A 20,511-nucleotide genomic window follows, 5' to 3' on the forward strand; every position below is an offset into this window, starting at 1 on the left:
TTTCAAGGGGCGATTCATTGGGTCCGCAATAATAATTCTCCAAGGACATACCCAGACTGAAAATGTTTTAACTAAATAACAATGATCCTTCCACTGGATTAATTGCCTTGGTTTTTAGGCTTCACCTCCCTCCTAACCAATCTATGCACCTTCCATATCAAAAGAAAAGGAAATTTCTTTTGGACATGTTCATGTCTCTGGTTCTGGTGGTTAGCCTGGTTATCGTTCTGATCCCATTTTTTGAAAATCGCGTTATCTACCATCCCATCTGTTACCCCAATGGATTATGGAATCCAGAGTCTGAAGGACTGAACGTTGAAAACGTCTGGTTCAAATCGCCAGACGGTACCCAGTTGCATGGCTGGTTTGTCCCTACTTCTAAAGCCAAAACTACCCTGCTCTGGTTTCACGGTAATGCCGGTAACCTTTCCCATCGCTCGGAAAATATACAAAAGCTTCAATCTCTCGGAACCAATATTTTTATTTTTGACTACCGGGGTTATGGCAGAAGCGAGGGCAAACCGGGTGCTCGCGGACTCTCCAAAGATTCTCAGGCGGCGTACGACTGGCTCGTTAAAGGAAAAAACATTTCGCCTGAGAATATTATTTTGTTTGGAAGATCCCTGGGCGGGGTTTTTGCTGCTGAAGTAGCGGCCAACAATCGGGCCGCAGGACTGATTCTGGAGTCTACCTTCACCAACATCCGGGATATGTCACGGGAAGTCATTCCCCTGGTACCCGTACATCCATTCCTCCGGGCATCGTTTGATCCTGAAGCGATATTAAAAACACTGACGATTCCAAAACTGATCCTCCACGGAACAGACGACAAAATCATTCCCTACCGTTTAGGTCGAGCTTTATTTAATTCTGCAGCCGAACCCAAAAAGTTTTATGATATAAAAGGCTCCGGTCATAACGACACTTACGTCACCGGTGGCGAGGATTATTTCAATACCATCCTGGACTTTATCAAGCTGGCCGTTTCTTAATTTCATAGAACTCCATGACCCCATTTGCAAAAGCCAGAAGGCTTGCTGTTTTCTTATTATTGATTCTGTTTGTTGCCGGATGCTCCAAACAGACTGACCTCCACCATGCGGCAAACCTGGGCGATTTTGAAGCCGTAAAATCCCTGGTAGCCGAAGGTGTGCCCCTCGACTTAAAAGACGGACTTGGCAGCACCCCTCTCCACCTTGCAGCTCGTAGCGGCAATCTGGAAATCGCACGCTTTCTAATCGAAAAAGGGGCTGACGTTGAAATCCGGGACCAGATGGGAAATTCCATTCTCCATACCGCTGTTCAAATGGACCATCCTGAAATTGCGGAACTGTTGATTGAAAAAGGATCAACGGTCGATGAACCTGAACCCATCTGGAACCGTACACCCCTCCATTTCGTAGCTCAACTCGGTCCTCCAGAAGTGGCGGCGGCCCTGATTGAAAAAGGAGCCAATGTAAACGCCAGAGACAATCTGGGTGATACCCCCTTACATTACGCGGCTCTCAGCAACCAATTGGAAATTGCCCATATGCTGCTAAAAAAGGGCGCAGACCCGCATATCCCGGCACAGGATCCATTCACGCGCACTCCCGGGGTCACCCCCGCCATGCTGGCTAAGGAAAAAGGCATGCAGGATCTGCTCAAACAATACGGCGCTACCCGTTAATTCTTTCTTTAAAACCACAAACTTTTACAGCAAAACCCAGTGTGACAGGCAGACTTGTGACCTTTCACCCTTTGGTTTAAGATACCTACCCTGATAGTTTTCCACCCCTTTTTGGCCCCATGAAACCAGATATAAGACAAGACATCCTGCGCCAGTTGAAACGCATCGTCATCAAAATTGGCAGTGGTGTGATCTCTGACCACGAGTCCGGCAAACCTCCTCTGGAACGGGGACTGAGTCGTAAGCGAATCCAGGGTTATGCAAAGCGCATCGCAAAAATTCACAAAAGCGGAATAGAAGTCATGATCGTTTCTTCAGGCGCTGTCATGGCGGGTCGTGAACGCCTCAACCTCAACCGTGTCAAACTCGATATCCCGGAAAAACAGGCCTCGGCTGCGATCGGACAGAGCTTCCTGATGCGCACCTACGAACATTATTTCGAAAAACAGGGACTAAAAGTCGCGCAGATGCTGCTTGGACATCACGACCTGGAACACAGGCAACGCTTTCTGAATGCCAAGCACACCCTGGAAGCTTTGCTCGCACACGATGTTATTCCAATCATCAATGAAAACGACACGGTCACTGTCGATGAAATCAAAATCGGTGACAACGATACCCTCTCTGCTACCATGGCCTGCCTCGCTGGCGCACAACTGTTAATCATTTTGTCGGATGTCGATGGGCTCTACACGGAAGACCCACAAAAAGCCCGGCGCAAAAATGAGCCCGCTCCGGAATTGATTCCTCTGGTCCAGAAAATCACACCGGATGTAGAAGCACGGGCCGGGAAAAGCACCAACCCTCTTTCACGCGGCGGCATGTACACTAAAGTGGTGGCGGCCAAAAAAACCATGAGCTACGGCGTACCCACTCTGGTAGTGAACGGACTGGACCACCGTGTCCTCGACCGGATTTTCAAGGGGGAAACGGTTGGTACCCTGTTCTGGGGCGGACCCAAGAAAATCAATCACCGCAAACACTGGATCGCCCACACCCTGAAACCCTCCGGCTCTGTCACCGTGGACGCCGGGGCACGAAAGGCCCTGGTTGAGCGTGGCAAAAGTCTGTTGCCGGCGGGAATCACCAAGGTGGAAGGAAAATTTGAATTTGGTTCGGCGGTTCGTATCTATGATGAAGACAAGGTCGAAATCGCACGCGGACTCGTCAACTACAATTCAATCGACATGAAATCCATCATGGGAATGAAATCCGTGAAAATAAAATCGATTATGGAAACCGGGTTTTATCAGGAGGCCATTCACCGCGACGATCTGGTAGTCCTGACCGAACCCGATATTTAATATTCTCCTCAAAAAGCTCAGCAGGCGAAATTTGCGACTTCCTTTTCTAAACACTTCTATTATTACGGAGCTTTTCATGACCCCTTGGTGGGCGGCTGACAGCCGCAGGAAACCGTTTCCCCCTCGATCAGGAAATGAATTTCGGGGTCTGTATTCTGAAGGAGTGAGTGCAGAATGACCCATTGGTGGGAGGTCGAACCGGTGCGTTTCGAATGCCAGAAAGGTTGCATCAAATGTTGCGCCAAACCTGGATGGGTTTATTTTGATAAAGAGGACATAGAGAACGCGGCATCTTTTTTAAACCTGCGGCCGGGAAAGTTTAAGAAAAAATTCCGGTTAACTCCGATAGACCCCGTCCATTGGGAAATGGGGGTCACAGAAAACGATCCCTGCCCCTTCCTGGGTCAGGAAGGATGCAAGATTCATCCGGTAAAACCGAAACAATGCCGCGCCTTTCCCTTCTGGGAGGAAAACCTGCGCACCCGGGATTCCTGGAATAAGGTCGGTGAGGATTGTCCGGGAATTGGGGAAGGTCCGGGCGTGGCGGCTGAACTGGTAAGGCAAAATAAAGACAGTATCTGGCCTTAGGCCCCATAGGAGGTTTATCAAAATGAAACCTCAATTCAGCACCCTTCTGGGTTACACCCTGCTGGGATCACTCACCTTTGGTTACACCTGCACAATCCGCTTGGGGTTGGGCATTTTCGATATCTTGCACGACCCCAAATCAGGTGAATTGTCTGCATTTACCCAATTCACAGCTGGTTTTGCCATGATCGATGTCTGGCAATATTTTGCCTGGGGATCCCTCATAGTCTGCGCTGGTTGGGGAAACATCCGCTCCCGGCACGGTCAGTTCCCCGAACCCCATTTAACGCCCTGGGTGGTTCATTTAGCCGTTATCCTGTCCCTTTTCTTCCTGAACGTCACGGGTGCCCTGTCCCACTTCGTAATGCCTGCTTACGTAATTGAGTGATTTAAGGCCCAAATTTCGCTGTTTTTGCCTTCTTGCCTTTTACTACCGTTTCAAAGATAATAACTCATCGGTTACATGAAATTTGGGAACCGATCCCACCGGTCCAGTTCCTTATTTCCATTTCTCTGAAAATTTTAACAAAGGCAAAGCTATGCCCGTTTGCGTTTTAGTCGGCATGCAATGGGGAGACGAAGGCAAGGGCAAGGTCATCGACCTGCTCACCGACCGCGCCGATGTGGTCGCCCGCTATCAAGGCGGACACAATGCCGGTCATACCATCCTGTTCGACGGTAATAAATTTATCCTGCACCTGATCCCATCCGGCATTTTTCGATCCGGAAAACTGTGTGTAATCGGCAATGGAGTCGTGATCGACCCGGCAGCCTTCACTGAAGAAGTATGCGCACTCAAAAATTCCGGATTCGATCTGGAGGGTCGCCTGGTGGTATCCGACCGGGCCAATATCATCCTGCCCTACCACAGCATCTCGGACCGCAAGAAAGAAGCGACCGGTAATATCAAAATCGGCACGACGGGAAGAGGAATCGGTCCCTCCTACGCAGACAAGATTGCCCGCGTAGGATTGAGAGTCTGTGATCTGGTCGATGAAAGTAAACTTAAAGACCTGATGCAGGAAAATTTTGATGAGAAAAAACGCATCCTGAAAAATTTGTACAATCAGGAATTACCGGAATTCAACACCATTTACGACCAACTCCTGGAGCACCGGGAAACCATCATCCACTATATCGGCAACACGCAGGCACTGATGCGGGACGCCATCAACGATGGGAAAACCATTCTCTGCGAAGGCGCGCAAGGCACCATGCTGGATGTCGATCACGGCACCTACCCCTTCGTCACTTCCTCCAACTCAACATCGGGTGGGGCCTGCACCGGCCTTGGTATTCCACCGAACAAAATCGAACGGGTCATTGGCGTCATCAAAGCTTACACCACACGCGTTGGCGAAGGACCGTTCCCGACGGAACTGCACGATGCCGATGGCGACCAGATCCGGAAAGAAGGCGATGAGTTTGGTTCAACTACAGGACGTCCAAGACGTTGCGGCTGGTTCGATGCGATGGTCGCACGCTATGCAGTAGCGCTCAATGGAATCGATGGCATCGTGCTGACCAAAATTGATGTCCTCGACAAAATGGAAACCCTGCGTGTGTGTACCGGATATAAAATCGGAGGCAAGGTAGTGACCGAGATGCCCGCCAGCCTGGAAGCCATGGAACAAGCGGAACCGGTCTATCAGGATTTCCCCGGTTGGAAACAAAAGACATCGGGCCTCGACACCTTTGACAAACTGCCGGACAACGCCAAACGCTATATCGAAGGCCTCGAAAAACTGATCGGCATCGAAATCGCACTCATTTCCACCGGCCCCGACCGGGTGCAGTCCATCATCAAAAAAGATCTCGTTTAAGTCCTCCGCGGACGGCGAACGGGTAACAGTTTTGGGTGAATCCAATATTCCCCGTTTGAAAAGAGAGCTTTGCCTAAGTCAAGATGCAAGGTCCAGGGCGAGATTCTTCAGCCCTTGGGGCTTCAGAATGACAAGCTTTGATTTTGCAGGTTATTAGAATGCTGCATATCAACGCCGTCGGTCAAAACCAAACAACTTTATTCTGTCATTCTGAGCGATAGCGAAGAATCTCGCCTTTGCTTTTGAATCTTGGATTTTTAATATTCCCCCTTCTCCGAAGGGGGAAGCGAAGCAGGGGGCTTTTGGAATTCGGCGGTTACCTTTTGACGCCCGAACAATCATAAAATTTAAATTTTGGGAAGAAATCCCCCCAGCCCCCTTCTGGGAAGGGGGAGTAAATCTGGTATTCCCTTAGAGGAACAAATGAAATTCGAACTCGACGATAAAGTCGTTCAGTTTCTTGCCCAAAAAGGGTCAACCAATGTCACACTCGACGTGGAAGACCTCGACACCACCTGTTGCCTGGGCCGCGTGCCGGAAATGAAAATCACGTTAGTCCCTCCATCCGAAGCCCATCAGAGCAAATACCGCCACTTCAACCATGCCGGTATAAACCTGTACCTTTCAAAACTCATTCGGTCACAGGAAACCCTGACCCTGCATCTGAGCGGTTTCGGACCTTTCAAAAAACTGGAAGCTTCGGGGATCAACCTTGTACTTTAAAGTTTTTTTAGAGCCCTCCAGAAAGCCACATAGAAAATGGCAATCCAAATCAAATCACTCGAGAAAAATATGCGCCGTACAAGGAACCTCTTAACGTTACTATCAATTGCAATGGCAGGAACGGTAAGCGCCTGCTCAACCCTGCAGGTAGAAACCGACAACACCGCGTCCCGGTCAGCAAGTGATTCAGGCACAAAGGTTATCCTGACGTCTGAAGTCAAGTGGGAGAAACTGAATCCCGCCCGTGGCGACAAAAGCCCGATGGCCGCCACCCTTTGGGGCGATCGCAATGGAAAGGGGCCGACAGGTTTTCTGTTTAAGGCAGTGGACGGCTTCAAATCGCCTCCTCATATACACAACGTTTCCTACCGTGGAATTGTTATCGATGGCCTGATTCATAACGATGATCCTGGTGCGGCGAATATGTGGCTCCCCAAAGGTTCTTTCTGGACTCAACCAAAAGGAGAGGGACACCTTACCGCGGTCAAAGGATCAAACACGCTTGCCTACATAGAGATTGAGGAGGGACCTTACCTCGTCCTTCCGACAGATAAAGCTTTTGATAGTGGGGAAAGACCCGTCAACGTGGATGCATCGAACATCGTCTGGGTCGATCAACCGGGATCTCCTGCCTCTTTGAATGGACCCAAAGTGGCCTATCTTTGGGGGAGCCCGCAGGACGGTCAATTAAATGGGACCCTGATCAAACTACCGGCAGGGTACTCTGGAAAAATACGCAACCACGGATCAACCTTCACCGCCGTAGTAATCCAGGGCAATCCAAAATATCAGATGCCCGGCAAAAATAATGTTGAGACTCTGGAACCAGGCAGTTATTTCAGCTCGAAGGGTGAATCCGTGCATCGGTTGTCGTCCAATGCGAAAGAGGAGAGCATCCTCTACATGCGCATGGAAGGCAAGTTCGACGTCATCCCAGTCCAACTCATCCAAAAGCCGAAATAGGTGAGTGGAAAGACAAGGAGGTTGCGCGGGCCATTCGCAGTGGCTTTTCACGGGACGGACGTCCGTTACACTGGCAGGGAATGGTGTGGGATCACGCTTCGAATCTGGATGAAAAGGACGTGCGTTCGGTGATCGCTTATCTTCGCACCGTGCCCCCAGTAGAAAAAGAAGTCACCCCCTTCCACCATCCTGACGGAAATGACTGCAAAAGAGCCACCATCTGGCTTGTGGGAAATAACGAACCGGGTTGCAAGTGACTCACCAGAGTCAGGTTTTTTAACGACCACCCTCTAGTCCCTGGCGGGAAACATTCACGTTGCGGCTGAGCGGTTTCGGTCCATTCAAAAAACTGGAAGCTTCGGGAGTTAACCTTATACTATAAATAATCAGGAGAGCTACGTAGCATTAAAATTCCTTCAATTTGGTGGGACCGGAAAACTGATTAAAACAAAGATTCGTTAAAATCAAGGAGTCAGATACAAAGTGATATTAAAAGATATTTATCTTTTTCCAGACAGAGCTGATTTCGACAATAAAAAAGTTTCTTATCCATTTAAACTACAAGCGAGAAGTTTGTGCGTTTATTTGGAACGACAATTAAAAACAATTAAATTTAAAACCAACGATTTCAACCGCGTTTGTTTTGTAGGCTGCAAAACCCCTAACCCTAAAGGTTTTGTTAATTCCTGTAATGTATTGGGTATTGAGATAGATTTTGACGAAAAAAAATACAACTCCTTAAACGATGAGGAGCTAAACCCGTTTTTTATAGATATGCTAACTAAGGGAATTGAAAAATGTGAGAAACAATACGATTTTCCCGGTAGGGAATTAAAAGGTTGGATGGAAGATTTTCGAAAAGAAGGCTTTGTTAATAACTGGGTTTTCAAGACCCGTTTGTTCAGATCCATTGGCCTAAAATGTTCTTTAATTTGCGACCTCACTCTTTATGCATTTCAAATGAAATTAATTATAAAAAGAGGAAAAATTGTAATATTTGATCAAGAAATAAAAAAAACCGAACCGGATGATGTAATATTTAAATACCTTTTAAAAGATATTAAGTTGATCGAAAACTACATTGTCGTAATTGACAAGCTTGATAAGACTATCTTTGAAATTCCAGTTCAAGAGCTTGCTATTCATTAAGCGCATTCAAGTAAATGGGTGAAGTGGATACCTTTAAATAGACTTTACCTCTTCATTCTACTTTAGCTCCCCTCAAAAAACTTGAGGCCTTGAGAGCCCACCTCATACTATAATAGGGACAGTCTTTTTTCTGATTAATTCGTCCCAGTGAGGCGACCTACATGGTCACGCTGTTTATCCTGACATTTTCGTGTCTGTTCTTCTATTTCCTCGGCTACCGGTATTACGCCGGGCGGTTGGACCGTGAAGTGATCCGGCCCGACAGCGCGCAATCCACGCCGGCGGTGGACCAGAAAGACGGGGTCGATTACGTGCCCAGCAAACCGATGGTGCTGTTCGGTCACAACTTTGCCTCTATCGCAGGGGCCGGACCGGTCATCGGCCCGATCGTCGCCATGCAGCATTTCGGCTGGGCACTCACCATCGTCTGGATTCTCATCGGCAACGTGTTCATCGGTGCGGTGCACGATTACCTGACGCTGATGGTCTCGGTGCGCAACCGCGGTGGATCAATCGCCGACATCGCCGAGACGACCATGGGCAGTCGCGCCAAAACGGTATTCGCCATTTTCCTGATTCTGGCCATGCTGCTGGTGATCGCGGTATTCGGTGTGGTCGCCGCCAAGACCCTCATTGCGCAACCGGAGATGGTGTTCCCGACGTTCGCCATCATCCCGATCTCCATGCTCCTCGGCTGGGCCATCTATAAAAAAGGATTGCCGCTTGGACTGGTGACAAGCCTGGCGCTGATGGCGGTGATCGGCAATATTTACATCGGGTTTGAATTCCCTATGCCTTTGCCTTCAGAGGGGCTGCTTGGGTTGTCGCCCCTGATGTTCTGGTTTGTGGTGTTGATGCTGTATGCGGGCATCGCTTCGGTCATGCCAGTCGGCATGCTGTTGCAGCCACGCGACTACCTTTCCACCTACATCCTGTTTGGCAGCATGGCGCTTGGCCTGATGGCTCTGATCTGGGTGCACCCCGGACTCAACACGCCCGCCTATTTGGGAGCGGTTTCTGAAGGACAGGGTCCGGTCTGGCCAATGCTGTTCGTGCTGGTGGCGTGTGGGGCTGTATCCGGTTTTCATTCGCTGGTAGCGGGCGGCACCGTATCCAAACAACTCGAGAATGAAAAACAAGGCCGGCTCATCAGTTACGGCGGCATGTTAACGGAAGGTGTCGTCGCTGTGGCAACGGTTCTGCTGGTGGGTGGAGGTTTGTACTGGGTCGCGCCTGCCGGTGGCGGCGTCGACATGGCGCAACTCGGGTTTCGTGAAACATTGAAAGCTGGCGGATGGATCCATGCGTTTGGTTCCGGTTTCGGCAACGTGGTCCAGCAGATGATCCCGGCTCTGGGTTTCACAGCGGCCTCGATGGTTGCCGTGCTCGCGCTCAACACTTTCGTGCTGACCACCCTCGATACTGCCGTGCGCATCACACGATTCATCGTGCAGGAGCTGGGCGCTTCCAAAATGCCGATGCTGCGCAACAAGTACAATGTCACCACCGGAGTGGTGGTCGTCGCCTTCGCCATTGGTGCCACCGGAGGCTGGCAGAAAATCTGGCCCATCTTTGGAGCCACCAACCAACTCATTGCAGCGGTCGCCCTGTTTGTAATCTCTGCTTATCTGGTCGGGGTGAAAAAACCGACCCATTTCACCCTGGTGCCGGCCCTGTTCATGGTGGTGACCACCATCGGGGCATTGTTATGGCAATCTTTCCGGTTCTTCACCGCCCCGGAACCCAACCTGTTCCTCGGAATTTCCGCCCTGGTGCTGACGGGACTTGCAATATTTGTGGGACTTGAAGGGTGGGAAGCGATCCGCGGCAAAAGACGATATGAAGGCACGGCAGTCAGTGAGGCATAATCCCTTTTCAAAATTCATCGCCAATTCAACATCCGCATTGATTTCAGGTGCAATTCTCTTTTATGATGGGCATAACTTCCATCCAGAACACGGGTCCGTTTAATGAAAATCAGCGAAATCCTGGCAGCGCGCGAAAAGAAAACAACCACCCCCACCAGCGGTAACACAGGCACCTCCACGCCACCCGCAGGTACGGGAAAGAAACCCATCAAAGTTGTTCGCACACGGGAGACACCGAATCCCAACGCCAAACAGTATGTATTGAACACACAAGTTCTTTCCTATGGCAAACGTTCCTATTCAGGTATTGATGAATGCGGTGACGACGCCATGGCCAAGTCCATTTTTGATTTCGATGGAATCAAAAACGTCTACATCATGAACAACTTTGTCACGGTCACCAAAGCGGATGCGGTCGGATGGAACCCGCTTGAGAAACAAGTGTGGAAGGTGATCGATGACAAGGTCACCATCTATCCGGCAGAAGAAACAGAAAAGATCGAAGTCGAGGTAAAAGATTTTTTGAACATGGCCCGCGAGAAGCAAATGCAGGCGGTGGAGATGGTATTGAACCGGTCGATCCGGCATTCACTCGCGCAGGATGGCGGGGGCGTCGAACTCAAGGATGTTGAGGGCACGGAGGTCAAGATTCACTATCAGGGAGCCTGCGGCGATTGCCCGTCATCTACAACCGGGACTCTGCAGCACATTGAACGCCTCATCAAACAGCAATTGCATCCGGACTTAGTTGTAAAACCTGTATAGCTTCTGCCCACTACCTTGCCAGTTTACCCGGCAAGCGACCCAGCTCTCTCAAAATATCGCCACCTTTTCCCGCCAAGGTACCTTTTGCATCCAGAGTGACTCTTGGACGTTTCAGCGGCCCGGAAACTTTAAAACGGGTTTCAAGAACACCTCCCTTTTTCCCACCGGTGAGAATCTCGCCGAGAAGCGGTACTGCCTTGACGGCTTTATCAAGCGTCTGCGAAGGTTGAAACCGACCCTGCATTTCAACATGGTTGATGATGCGATCCAGCCACCCCACCATATAGATTTTCATTTCCGGGGATAGCAAAGCCAGGTTGCGGGTAGTCGCTTTCCCTCTGGCGATCTTGAAGTCACCGCCAAGCGAATCATAACTCAAACCTTTCTGGTTGAGTTTTGTCACGGACAAAGGATTGAGCGCGGTGAGTAAAGCCCGGAGCGGCTCGAGCTGGTGGAACCTTCCCGAGGTTGCCGCAAAGGTAATATCACCGGAAACAGCGTTCAACGGCGAGCCCCTTTCCGGTATTCTGCCCGAGACAACACCTTTAGTTGCAAGATCGCCGTCTACATTCTGCTGGTAAAAATCCTCGACCCGCAATCCCTCTCCTTGATAGCTCAATTGATAAGTTCGGTCAGAAACCTGGTACTGCCCTTTGGATTTGATAGTGCCATTGGGAGGTGCTATTTCCAGGGAAGGAATGGTTAGTGTTTCATTCTTGAAATTCCAGCCACCCTTGATACGTGTCATTGGAATTTTCAGGTGAGTATCGCGTTTGAAACCGACAACCCATCTCTCTCCTTCTACCACTCCGTCCAACTGAAATGCTTCCGGCTGGTCCAAGGGTCCGCGAATATTGACACGATGCGACATGGCTCCCTGTTCGATTTCCCAGTCACGTGGCAGCCATTCATTCAACAGGTCTGCACGAGCCCTCGGGATTCGGATTACTGTTTGCAGGTGGGGAGCCTTCGAAAAATCCAGATTTCCTTTCGCAGTGAAAGCCAGGTCCCGGACTTCACCCTCGAGCTCATGAACAAGTTTTCTATTGTTCCAGTTCACGGTTCCTTTGAGAAAGGTAAAACCCTGCCTTAATTCTGGACGATCTGCCGGAGGCTGCAACACCAAGTTTTTCACATCAAACGTCAACCCTGCATTCACTTTTTCCCCTTTCAGGGAGGACTCATCGAACAGGTTAATCCCCTCAGCATTGGCTTTCAGACTCCAGGTCTTGATCTCTCCTGATGGATCAAACTGGTTCCAGACTTCTTTAACATGGGGCGGCAGGAAATCGACAAATTCCGAAAGCGTCTCCAGTTCGAGAGGTTTGCCTTTTAAGTTGGCCTTAAAATGGCCTTGCGGACTCAATGCATTATGGGCAGCAATTTCACCTGTAATTTTAAAACCTTCTGAAGAAAAATCCAGTTCGCGAACATCCAGATCCAGCCTTTTCTCATCGGGCCGGTTAACCTTAAGAACCAGTGAAGCGTGGAACTGCAGGGGTTCCGCATTAGAATCACTAGTTGGGAACCATAATATTTTTGCATTTTTAACCCGGACCGTCTCGGCATTCAGATGCAGCCCCATCAGCAGGCGCTTCATGGGGCCAAGGCCAACGTGGCGGGGGGTGAGCGCGCTGACTTGGTTTAACCTGGATGAAGAATCTTCCGGTTTAACAGAGGAAACTTGTGGTTGGATGAGAAACACTGGCTTTTGAATGACCGCCTCTTCCACTTCGACCTGCTTGTCCAGCAGTGGAGCCCACTTTACCCGCAGGAACAGGGCTTCAGAGGAAAACAGGGTGCGCTTTCCCTTTTGTGAATAGACAGAAACCTCGCCCGCGCGCAAACCCATTCCACCAGACCAGTCAAGATCCAGGGACCCAATATTCACATCAAGTCCGGAAGCGTCTGAAAGGGCTTTAGTGATGGGCTCCCGCAGTGTGTTTACGTCTACTGTCTGGATGAGGACAAAAATCAATACAACCAGAACCACGAAAAAAATAAAAATGACTTTAACAAACCGCTTGAAAAAACCAGGGGAGTTGTCGGGTTCAGGGGTATCGGTCGGGGCAGGAAGGTCAAGTTTCATACTCTTCAATTATACAATTAAAACAATACGTTATGTATACCCCTTTTTTTATGCTCAAAAACCCATTAAACAAAAAAAAACGGCCGCGGAAAAATCCGCGACCGTTAAAACAGGAAATAATTCCTGGAAAATACCTGTCAGCCTAAATTTTTTGAGTCAAACCCTAGAAATTAAAGCCACCATGGCCGGACGCGACCATACAAGCCAACATGGGAAGGGAGAGCCAGGCATTGGTCCGGCTGGCCAGGAATGCGGTCCGCTTGGCTTTTGCCAGTGCGTCACCTTCCAGTTCTCCCGCGATGATCTTTTTCTGGTTGGGCCAGATAATGAACCATACGTTGAACCACATGATAACTCCCAAAAACATACCGATGTGGATTATTCCTTTTACTCCGCCACCCATGATGTAGTAGATGATGCCGAAGACCAAGGTTCCCATGGCAGCCCATCGGAAAAGAAAGAGAGCCTTGGGTACAATGATTTGTGTGTAAGGCTTCGCGGCTCCCGCTTCGGTCATCTGAGGCATGGATTGTACCTGCACCAGATTAAAGAAATACAGAAGGCCGATCCACAGGATGCCAAAAAGTACGTGAAAAAATTCAATGAGCCACATGAGGACCCTCCCCTTTCGTTCAAAAAAATCAGAAATTGTTTGGTTTATCCGGCAGGGAGCCGGTTGCTGAACCTTGCGATTTAGATGGGCAATTGAGGTGCAAGGATTCAATTTTTCGAAGAATTAATTGCCGGAAAATGATTTCGGTGAAGAAGGTGCTCATCCCAGGAACCAACGTACCGCTAAAAGTACTGATGCAATCAATAATATAGCCATTCCGCCCAGAATCCAGTTATTCGCGAGTCCCGTACCACAGGTTTGTTCTTTTGAGGCTTCCTCTATTTTAGTTTGAGGTGAGTGTATTGCCTGTTCCGCCAGTTTTCGGGCCATTTCCGAGTTTTCACGGTCAAGAGCCTCAACTTTCTCCTCCAGTCTGGATATTCGATCGCGGAGTTGCAGCCTTTCCACTTTAAGAGATTTGGATTTAGCGATCTCACGCTCCAGCCGCTCTTCCGGTCCCATAGTGATTCCGCCGGGTTCATAGTCCCCGTCCATCTCATTTGACATCGTTATAGCCTCTGCTGAATGCGGAGGTCATCCAGTCTCCTTCTGAAACTGATCACTGACAGCATTCAGGCGTTCCAGTTGTTCTACACTCAAAGTCAGATCTCCGGCGGGGCAAACTTCTTCAATCTGTTGCCATTTTCGAGATCCAACGACGGCCGTGGTCAAATTGCTCTGGGCGATGACCCAGGCTACCGCTACATTAATGGGAGAAGTGTTCAACTCCAGTGCGATTTCGGCCAGCAGGTCTATTGCGGGCTTCGTCCTGGAGAAATAAGGCTCCTGATATAGAAAATATTGCTGTCGAGTCGGAGGTCGACGGGCTTCAGCATCGACACGACCGCCAAACAGGCCGCGCGCTGTGGGGGAGTAGGCCATGTAACCCACTCCCGCCTTTTGGCATATTTCTATCGTTTCCCCTTCGTATTCCCTTTGCAACAGGTTGTACGGCACCTGGTTGACTGTAAATTCTGATAGCCCATTGCCGAGGCGTTTCAAATCCTCAGCCCTGAAATTGGACAGGCCGATGGCACGAGTTTTCCCTGAATCGCGTAGCGCTACCATCAGCTCCACCATTTTTTGCGCATTGGCCGGATTGCTGAAATCATCACTCGGCCAATGCATCAGGTAAACATCCACGTAGTCCCGATCCAGAGCTTTCAGGGTATTGTCCAGTCGCTCCGTGTAAGCAGGCAAGGTAAAAGGCGCATCCGGCCACATTTTGGAAATGATAAGGACTTCATCCTTATTAGTTCCCAAAGCCTTCGCCAGACGGCGTTCGGATTCTCCATCGCCGTAACCTTCAGCCGTATCGAAAGCCCGGATCCCTCCATCGTAAGCTGCCTTGACAACCCGGTCCGCTTCTTCAGCGGTACACAGATCTCCCCAACCACCGCTTGGAGCAATCTGCCAACATCCAAACGTTATCCGGGTCCAGGGCTTACCCAGCCCTTCAACACTCAATGATCGCATTTCACCTCACAATCCAGGTCACCCGTCGAAAAGTATACGGGCGGCGTTTGATTTCCTCAAATTCCGGTTGTGTCATCCATTCGTCCTGTACGGCTTTCACTTCACGTTTAACCTGCCAAACCTTCCAGGCTCCGTAAAGGACTGCACCGCCTGCAAACAGGATAAAGGCCGCAACCAGGAACCCGATCAATTGCGGAAATACAAAAATAAGAACACCCAATGCGAGCAAGGAAAGTCCCATCAACAGAGACGCAGTGAACAGGGTCCCGAAAGCATCGGATACAAAGTTTTTATTGTTACGATTAACATGGATCATGATTCTCACCTCCATTCATGATAAACCACTATCCTTTCATTAATCCTATAAGATGCGACCAGACACCGGTCAAGCTGACACCTTTAAAGCCTTTAAAATCAACCGAAAATCTTTTTTTTGTTGTTGGAGAGGCCGACGCCAGTTGGCCACCCGGGGACTGGGGTGATAAAGAGGAAGCAGTTGAAATTTTTCCAGTGTAACCAGCCGGGCAGCATGGTCATTGAGTTTATAGCGTGTCCCCAGCAGACGGTTGATCGCTTCCAGCCCCACTCCCCCAAGCGTCACAACCAGCTTTGGCTGAATCAGGTCCAAGGTCGACTTTAAAAATCCCGAACAGTTTTTAATCTCTTTTGCCGTGGGCCGGCTGTTCACGCCCTCTGAGATGGGATTGCACAATACAGCGTTGGTGATGAAGATATCTTCACGAGTGAGACCAACATGGTCGATTAGTTCCTGAAAGTTTTCGCCTGACTTGTCACCATAGAAGGGAATTCCGGTGCGACCACTGCCGAACCTGCCCGGTGCTTCGGCAATGAACACCACACTGGAATGCAATGATCCGTTATTTTTTCCAAGCACCGCACATTCACTGGCCATTCGTGGGCAAAGGGTACAATCTGCGGCTTCCTGAAACAGGGCTTTTGATTTTTTCAGTCTATTTTTCTTAGAAGAGTGCTTGCTTTGGTCAGGAATGGGGGGGGTGTCGGTTTCTTTTTTTGCGATGGTACCGGCGGGACTTTCTTGTTCCTCCTCTTCATCGTCATAGTATTCATCTTCCTCCTCTGCGCTGGTCCGGCAAATAACGAGGAAGCCAACCAGCATCAAGGCGCTGGCTATGATGGTGAAGATAATATCCATAAGGCATTAAGTATAAATTAAATGGGTTTGACAGTCGCGTAGTAAATCATCCACGCTCCAATGATGAAAATAGCGATATGCACCATCATCGCATACTTTTTCGGCATGAGATCTTTTTTAATCTGCACCCCGTTCAAGATACCGAGCCCAATCAATATGACCAGCAAACCCAATTTAGGATAAATCCAGTGCCCGTTTTTAAATACCTCCGTTTTTACGGCAAGAAAGGTACCAGAAAAAATGGTGACTAACAGGATGGGATAATAAATAAACTTATGAATGCGCACCTGAGTTGCGCGCAGCCCCGCACGCTCTTCGGGGGTTTTTAAACGCAACCGAAAAACCACAGTTAGAGACTGCAGGAATAATGTGCCAATAACCAGACACATGGAAACCATGTGCAGCGAAAGAAAAAAGTTTTTCACAAAATCTCCAGTGAAAATTAATCAGGATTCTGGATGAACCACCGTTCCGGGCTGCGGCTTCCAGTAATAAAAGCTGGAAACAGCCAATGCCAATCCGACACCAACGTAAATGGCTCCTACGACCACATACCCGCCAATCAACTCATTGTAAGAACGCAGGGAAAAACCGAACGCCATCATTCCAATTATAAAGAGGTAAAATTTGGGTGAATACACCTGATGCACCTTTAACGGGGTTGAAAGAGCCGAAATGCGCTCCTTGTTTTTTCTTGCTGTTTTGGAAAAAACAAACTTTCCCTTTGCCCCACCGATGACAAGGCTTGTCGCGATAGCAATTATCAGCACATTGTCGGAAACCTGCTGTTGCTCCACAGCGAGCTTGAACATATCGGCGCCTCGCAGGATCATCATCACACCGACCAGTCCCCAGACACCGCCTGCGATATTGAATAATTGATTGTGATTCATTATTTACCCTCAATCCCCCAGGCCAACAGGAGTACCCCGCACCAAACGTGCCGCCATTCGACCGCTTTTGCTTTTATAGAGCAGACTTTTTTTCCCTGTATTTAAATTGACTATGTAACCGTCTTGCCCCACTCCGTCCTCGCACCAGAAAGTTGCCAGACAACCTTCAGGAAAAACGGGGTCCAGAAAAATGGGTTTTTCATACTTGTCTTTATTATTACTTTCGGGAGCGACCAGACTGAGTGCCTCTTCCAATGTTGGAAGTCGCCAGTCATTATATCCAGCATGTTTGGTTTGACCCATTAAAAGTTGAAAGTCTCGAGCCTCATCCCAGGTGACCCAGCGCGTTTCCATTTGCCAGGTATCCTGCTCCATCCACATCAGCGTTGTTTCATTATCCGTCACAATGCCTTTGCCATTATTCACATATTTTGGTTCATCGACATTTGACTCATCATCCATATTGGGCTTCCTTGTCAGCTGACTGCGGCGATCCCAACCCCAGAATTTTCAGGCGCGATTTCAGGGCATTGAGATCAAATCGCGGCGGGTTTTCCAATTGCGCTCTTTTTTGTATACCGCCAAAAGACCATTTCAGCAGTAAGTCTGAAAAACAAATCAACCGGGTTCGCCGGAGAATACGTCTCACAGTCTTGCGTGTGATTTTAACCGGGTCATCTGACTTTAATAGTGCCTTGTTGTTATGAAGTACAGCCACCGTTTCCATCGCCATCCACAACGGCCAGATACAGAACAATCGAATTCTGGTTGCGCTGGATGGGATTGCCAGAGTGAACCGCAACGCGTCTTCAAGGTGGCCCATGGTCTTATTCAAAATCCGGCTCAGTACCTTGAGGCTTTTGTCTTCTTCTCCCCCATCACTGAACGCTTCAACCGTTAGTCCGGCCTCCGAAATATAAGCTCGGGGAATATAGGACCAGCCGCGAGAACGATCGACAATCATGTCCTTACTGATATTGGTCATCTGCAGCCCCAGACCAAAGGAGACCGCAGTCTCTCGCATGGTTTTTTTTGAGGCAGGAGGCAGATTGGGAAGTGCCTGAAAAAAAAGGTTACACAACATTTCACCCACCAGACCGGCAACAAAAAAGCAATACTCTTCCAACTCTTCCTGGGATTCAAGAAGAGTCAAACCGGATGAATCAAATTTTTGTTGGAAATAGGCCATTCCCAGGGCCATTTCGGACACAGAAGGGATGATTTGTTCCTGATGATTTTTTGGCAAAGTATCAAAGGCCCGGAACACCGCTTCCGTATTAGATAGAAGGTCGAGATCGTTTTCTGTTCCATCTACCGCACAACAGTCTCCAACCCATTTTGAAAGCGAAGACGCACGAACCTCGGGGTCCTGTATGATTCGGGAAAATTCTTCCAGCAAACGAACTTTGATATTTGCATCAAGGTCAGCTGCGTCCTCCACTGTGTCCACAATTCTGCAAAACAAATAGGCGACCAGAATACTGTTTTTCAGATCACCTTCCAGAACGCAAATGTTGAGCGCAAAGGTACGGCTGACTTTCGGCAGCGCCTGTTCACAATATTCCCAATCGTTCATGGACAAAACAATTCCGGAACTCCGCCTTTAAAAAAAGCCGGGGCTCACTCTAGCAAAGTTGTAGCTCGTTTTTGGGGTTCGGCTATTGTGTTTTTCAGGAGGCAGTGACGGGTTGCTCCAGCGAATCCATTTCCTGGGCAATTTTCAGAATGGCCGTGTGCACTTCGTTGATGACCCACTCTGGTGTGCTGGTACCTGCGGTGATACCCACATGCTGCTTACCCTGAAACCATTGTCGATCAAGCTGCGAAGAATCTTCAATATGATGCGCTTCGACATTCTTTTCTTCGCACACAGCAACCAGCTTTTTTGTGTTGGAGGAATTATATCCACCAATCACAATCATCAGGTCAACCTGGTCAGCCAGTTCCCGGACGGCTACCTGCCGGTCCCGCGTAGGCTGGCAGACAGTGTTCACAAATGCCACCTCGTCAACACAATCCATTTCCCTGATTTTCTTAACCAGTGTCTCTACTTTTTCCACCTGTTGCGTGGTCTGGCTGACAATACCGAGTTTCCGCTTGCCGGTAGCCCGCAGTTTTTCGAAATCACCCTCATCACCAATCACTATATATTCTTTCAGATCCCCAACGATCCCTTTTACCTCAACATGCGCTTCCTGACCGATGACCACAGGAAAGTAATCTTTATCCACCATGGATTTTATCTGGCTGTGTACACGCATCACAAGAGGGCAGCTTGCATCGAACACAACAAACCCGGCATCGGTAAGCTGGGTTTTCATTTTTTCCGCAGCACCGTGGGCCGTGATCATCACTTTCTTGGTTTCAACACCCTCGAGCCCATCCACACCATTCACGAGGGAGATCCCATTCTTTTTCAAAGCTTCATTAACCTGCCGATTATGAACCAGTTGCCCGACAATAGTCAGATCGTCCTTGAACTGGGGTTCCAGAGCCATATTGATAGCGTCTTTTACTCCAAAACAGGTGCCAAGCGCACTTGCCAGCGATACTTTCATAAGGATGTCCTTATTTTTCCGGTTTCTAGAAGTATTTTTCCGGTAAAATCATAGCAAATCCTACCGGGGTTGGGAATAAAAATCCCGGATCTGGAACACTTGATTATTTGAATAACAGGTTTTTTATGATCTGAAGGGTCGTCTGCCCCCCAATTTCCGCGATACTTTCTGTTAAAGGAATGTGTTTAGGACACACTTCGACGCAAACCTGAGCGTTACCGCAATCTGCGATTCCCCCCTCACCCATCACCGCTTCCAGCCTTTCCTCTTGATTATATTTGCCGGTTGGGTGGGCATTAAATAGCCGAACCTGACTAAAAGTGGCTGCTCCGAGGAAGTTGTTGTCTTTCGAAAACTGGGGACACGCTTCGAGACAACACCCGCAGGTCATACACTCCGACAAGACATAACGTTTGGCCCGTTCATTTTCCGGGAGCACCGGTCCTTCCCCAATATCGTGAGTACCATCAATATTGATCCAGGCCTTTACTTTTTTGAGGTTTTCAAACATGCGACTGCGGTCAACATGCAAATCCCTGACAACGGGAAATTTCGACATTGGTTCCAATGTTATCGGATGAGACAGTTTATCGACCAGAGCGGTACACGCTTGCCTCACCCGACCATTAATAACCATGGTACAAGCCCCGCAAACTTCCTCGAGGCAATTACATTCCCATACAACAGGATTGATGGAAACGCCGTTACTGGTTTCCGGACTTCGCTGAATATCCTGAAGGCAGGAAATAATATTGGAATGATCCTTGAAAGGGACATTAAATTCCTGCCAGTAGGGTTTTGAATCCGGGGCATCCTGCCGTTTTATTTTAATGGTAATATTTTTTGTTGTCATGGT

The 20,511-nt window shown here is 48.9% G+C and carries 24 protein-coding genes; 12 read left to right on the top strand and 12 right to left on the bottom strand.

The window, feature by feature from the left end:
* Positions 1–185 precede the first annotated feature (185 nt).
* The 12 genes from G3M70_01060 (at position 186) to G3M70_01115 (ending at position 10,852) form a co-directional block, all read left to right on the top strand.
* Positions 186–992, top strand: a complete 807-nt coding sequence (locus G3M70_01060) for an alpha/beta hydrolase (GenBank protein QPJ63665.1) — start codon at positions 186–188, stop codon at positions 990–992.
* Between the two features lie 14 nt (positions 993–1,006).
* Positions 1,007–1,669, top strand: coding sequence for a hypothetical protein (locus G3M70_01065; protein QPJ60551.1), 663 nt, complete (start codon positions 1,007–1,009; stop codon positions 1,667–1,669).
* 131 nt (positions 1,670–1,800) lie between these two features.
* Positions 1,801–2,973 (top strand): glutamate 5-kinase, encoded by a 1,173-nt coding sequence (gene proB, locus G3M70_01070; GenBank protein QPJ63666.1) that lies wholly within the window; start codon positions 1,801–1,803, stop codon positions 2,971–2,973.
* 174 nt (positions 2,974–3,147) lie between these two features.
* Positions 3,148–3,561, top strand: a complete 414-nt coding sequence (locus G3M70_01075) for a YkgJ family cysteine cluster protein (GenBank protein ID QPJ60552.1) — start codon at positions 3,148–3,150, stop codon at positions 3,559–3,561.
* Positions 3,562–3,583: 22 nt separating this feature from the next.
* Positions 3,584–3,949, top strand: coding sequence for a hypothetical protein (locus G3M70_01080; protein QPJ60553.1), 366 nt, complete (start codon positions 3,584–3,586; stop codon positions 3,947–3,949).
* Positions 3,950–4,100: 151 nt separating this feature from the next.
* Positions 4,101–5,384 (top strand): adenylosuccinate synthase, encoded by a 1,284-nt coding sequence (locus G3M70_01085; GenBank protein ID QPJ60554.1) that lies wholly within the window; start codon positions 4,101–4,103, stop codon positions 5,382–5,384.
* A gap of 423 nt (positions 5,385–5,807) precedes the next feature.
* Complete coding sequence (locus G3M70_01090; protein ID QPJ60555.1) at positions 5,808–6,107, top strand: hypothetical protein; 300 nt, start codon at positions 5,808–5,810, stop codon at positions 6,105–6,107.
* A gap of 69 nt (positions 6,108–6,176) precedes the next feature.
* Positions 6,177–7,070 carry a DUF4437 domain-containing protein gene (locus G3M70_01095; GenBank protein ID QPJ63667.1) on the top strand — a complete coding sequence of 298 codons (894 nt, stop codon included), beginning with the start codon at positions 6,177–6,179 and terminating at the stop codon, positions 7,068–7,070.
* A gap of 80 nt (positions 7,071–7,150) precedes the next feature.
* A complete protein-coding gene (locus tag G3M70_01100) occupies positions 7,151–7,327 on the top strand; it encodes a hypothetical protein (GenBank protein ID QPJ60556.1) in 177 nt (58 codons plus the stop codon).
* Between the two features lie 226 nt (positions 7,328–7,553).
* Positions 7,554–8,219, top strand: coding sequence for a hypothetical protein (locus G3M70_01105; GenBank protein ID QPJ60557.1), 666 nt, complete (start codon positions 7,554–7,556; stop codon positions 8,217–8,219).
* 161 nt (positions 8,220–8,380) lie between these two features.
* The gene (locus G3M70_01110; protein ID QPJ60558.1) at positions 8,381–10,087 is read left to right on the top strand and encodes a carbon starvation protein A; all 1,707 of its coding nucleotides are present in this window, start codon (positions 8,381–8,383) and stop codon (positions 10,085–10,087) included.
* A 102-nt stretch (positions 10,088–10,189) separates the two neighbouring features.
* A complete protein-coding gene (locus tag G3M70_01115; GenBank protein ID QPJ60559.1) occupies positions 10,190–10,852 on the top strand; it encodes a NifU family protein in 663 nt (220 codons plus the stop codon).
* Positions 10,853–10,862: 10 nt separating this feature from the next.
* On the opposite strand, the gene G3M70_01120 is transcribed toward G3M70_01115, so the two are convergent.
* The 12 genes from G3M70_01120 to sdhB all read right to left on the bottom strand — a co-directional run bounded on the left by G3M70_01120 (position 10,863) and on the right by sdhB (position 20,508).
* The gene (locus tag G3M70_01120; GenBank protein ID QPJ60560.1) at positions 10,863–12,941 is read right to left on the bottom strand and encodes an AsmA family protein; all 2,079 of its coding nucleotides are present in this window, start codon (positions 12,939–12,941) and stop codon (positions 10,863–10,865) included.
* A gap of 163 nt (positions 12,942–13,104) precedes the next feature.
* On the bottom strand, positions 13,105–13,554 hold the full coding sequence (locus tag G3M70_01125; protein QPJ60561.1) for a hypothetical protein: 450 nt from the start codon (positions 13,552–13,554) through the stop codon (positions 13,105–13,107).
* Positions 13,555–13,713: 159 nt separating this feature from the next.
* The gene (locus G3M70_01130) at positions 13,714–14,061 is read right to left on the bottom strand and encodes a hypothetical protein (protein QPJ60562.1); all 348 of its coding nucleotides are present in this window, start codon (positions 14,059–14,061) and stop codon (positions 13,714–13,716) included.
* 27 nt (positions 14,062–14,088) lie between these two features.
* Positions 14,089–15,030 carry an aldo/keto reductase gene (locus tag G3M70_01135; protein ID QPJ60563.1) on the bottom strand — a complete coding sequence of 314 codons (942 nt, stop codon included), beginning with the start codon at positions 15,028–15,030 and terminating at the stop codon, positions 14,089–14,091.
* Between the two features lies 1 nt (position 15,031).
* On the bottom strand, positions 15,032–15,346 hold the full coding sequence (locus tag G3M70_01140) for a hypothetical protein (protein ID QPJ60564.1): 315 nt from the start codon (positions 15,344–15,346) through the stop codon (positions 15,032–15,034).
* Positions 15,347–15,415: 69 nt separating this feature from the next.
* Entirely contained in the window at positions 15,416–15,943 is a 528-nt protein-coding gene (locus G3M70_01145; protein QPJ63668.1) for a uracil-DNA glycosylase, read from the bottom strand.
* A 278-nt stretch (positions 15,944–16,221) separates the two neighbouring features.
* Entirely contained in the window at positions 16,222–16,629 is a 408-nt protein-coding gene (locus G3M70_01150; protein ID QPJ60565.1) for a hypothetical protein, read from the bottom strand.
* A 21-nt stretch (positions 16,630–16,650) separates the two neighbouring features.
* Positions 16,651–17,097, bottom strand: a complete 447-nt coding sequence (locus G3M70_01155; GenBank protein ID QPJ60566.1) for a hypothetical protein — start codon at positions 17,095–17,097, stop codon at positions 16,651–16,653.
* A 9-nt stretch (positions 17,098–17,106) separates the two neighbouring features.
* A complete protein-coding gene (locus G3M70_01160) occupies positions 17,107–17,559 on the bottom strand; it encodes a DUF1566 domain-containing protein (GenBank protein ID QPJ60567.1) in 453 nt (150 codons plus the stop codon).
* Complete coding sequence (locus tag G3M70_01165; protein ID QPJ60568.1) at positions 17,552–18,673, bottom strand: squalene/phytoene synthase family protein; 1,122 nt, start codon at positions 18,671–18,673, stop codon at positions 17,552–17,554. Before G3M70_01165 ends, G3M70_01160 begins: the two co-directional genes overlap by 8 nt.
* 94 nt (positions 18,674–18,767) lie before the next feature.
* Complete coding sequence (ispH, locus tag G3M70_01170) at positions 18,768–19,655, bottom strand: 4-hydroxy-3-methylbut-2-enyl diphosphate reductase (protein QPJ60569.1); 888 nt, start codon at positions 19,653–19,655, stop codon at positions 18,768–18,770.
* A 103-nt stretch (positions 19,656–19,758) separates the two neighbouring features.
* Positions 19,759–20,508 carry a succinate dehydrogenase iron-sulfur subunit gene (gene sdhB / locus G3M70_01175; protein ID QPJ60570.1) on the bottom strand — a complete coding sequence of 250 codons (750 nt, stop codon included), beginning with the start codon at positions 20,506–20,508 and terminating at the stop codon, positions 19,759–19,761.
* Positions 20,509–20,511: the final 3 nt, after the last annotated feature.

This window comes from Candidatus Nitronauta litoralis, from assembly GCA_015698285.1.
Classification (GTDB): Bacteria; Nitrospinota; Nitrospinia; order Nitrospinales; family Nitrospinaceae; genus Nitronauta; species Nitronauta litoralis.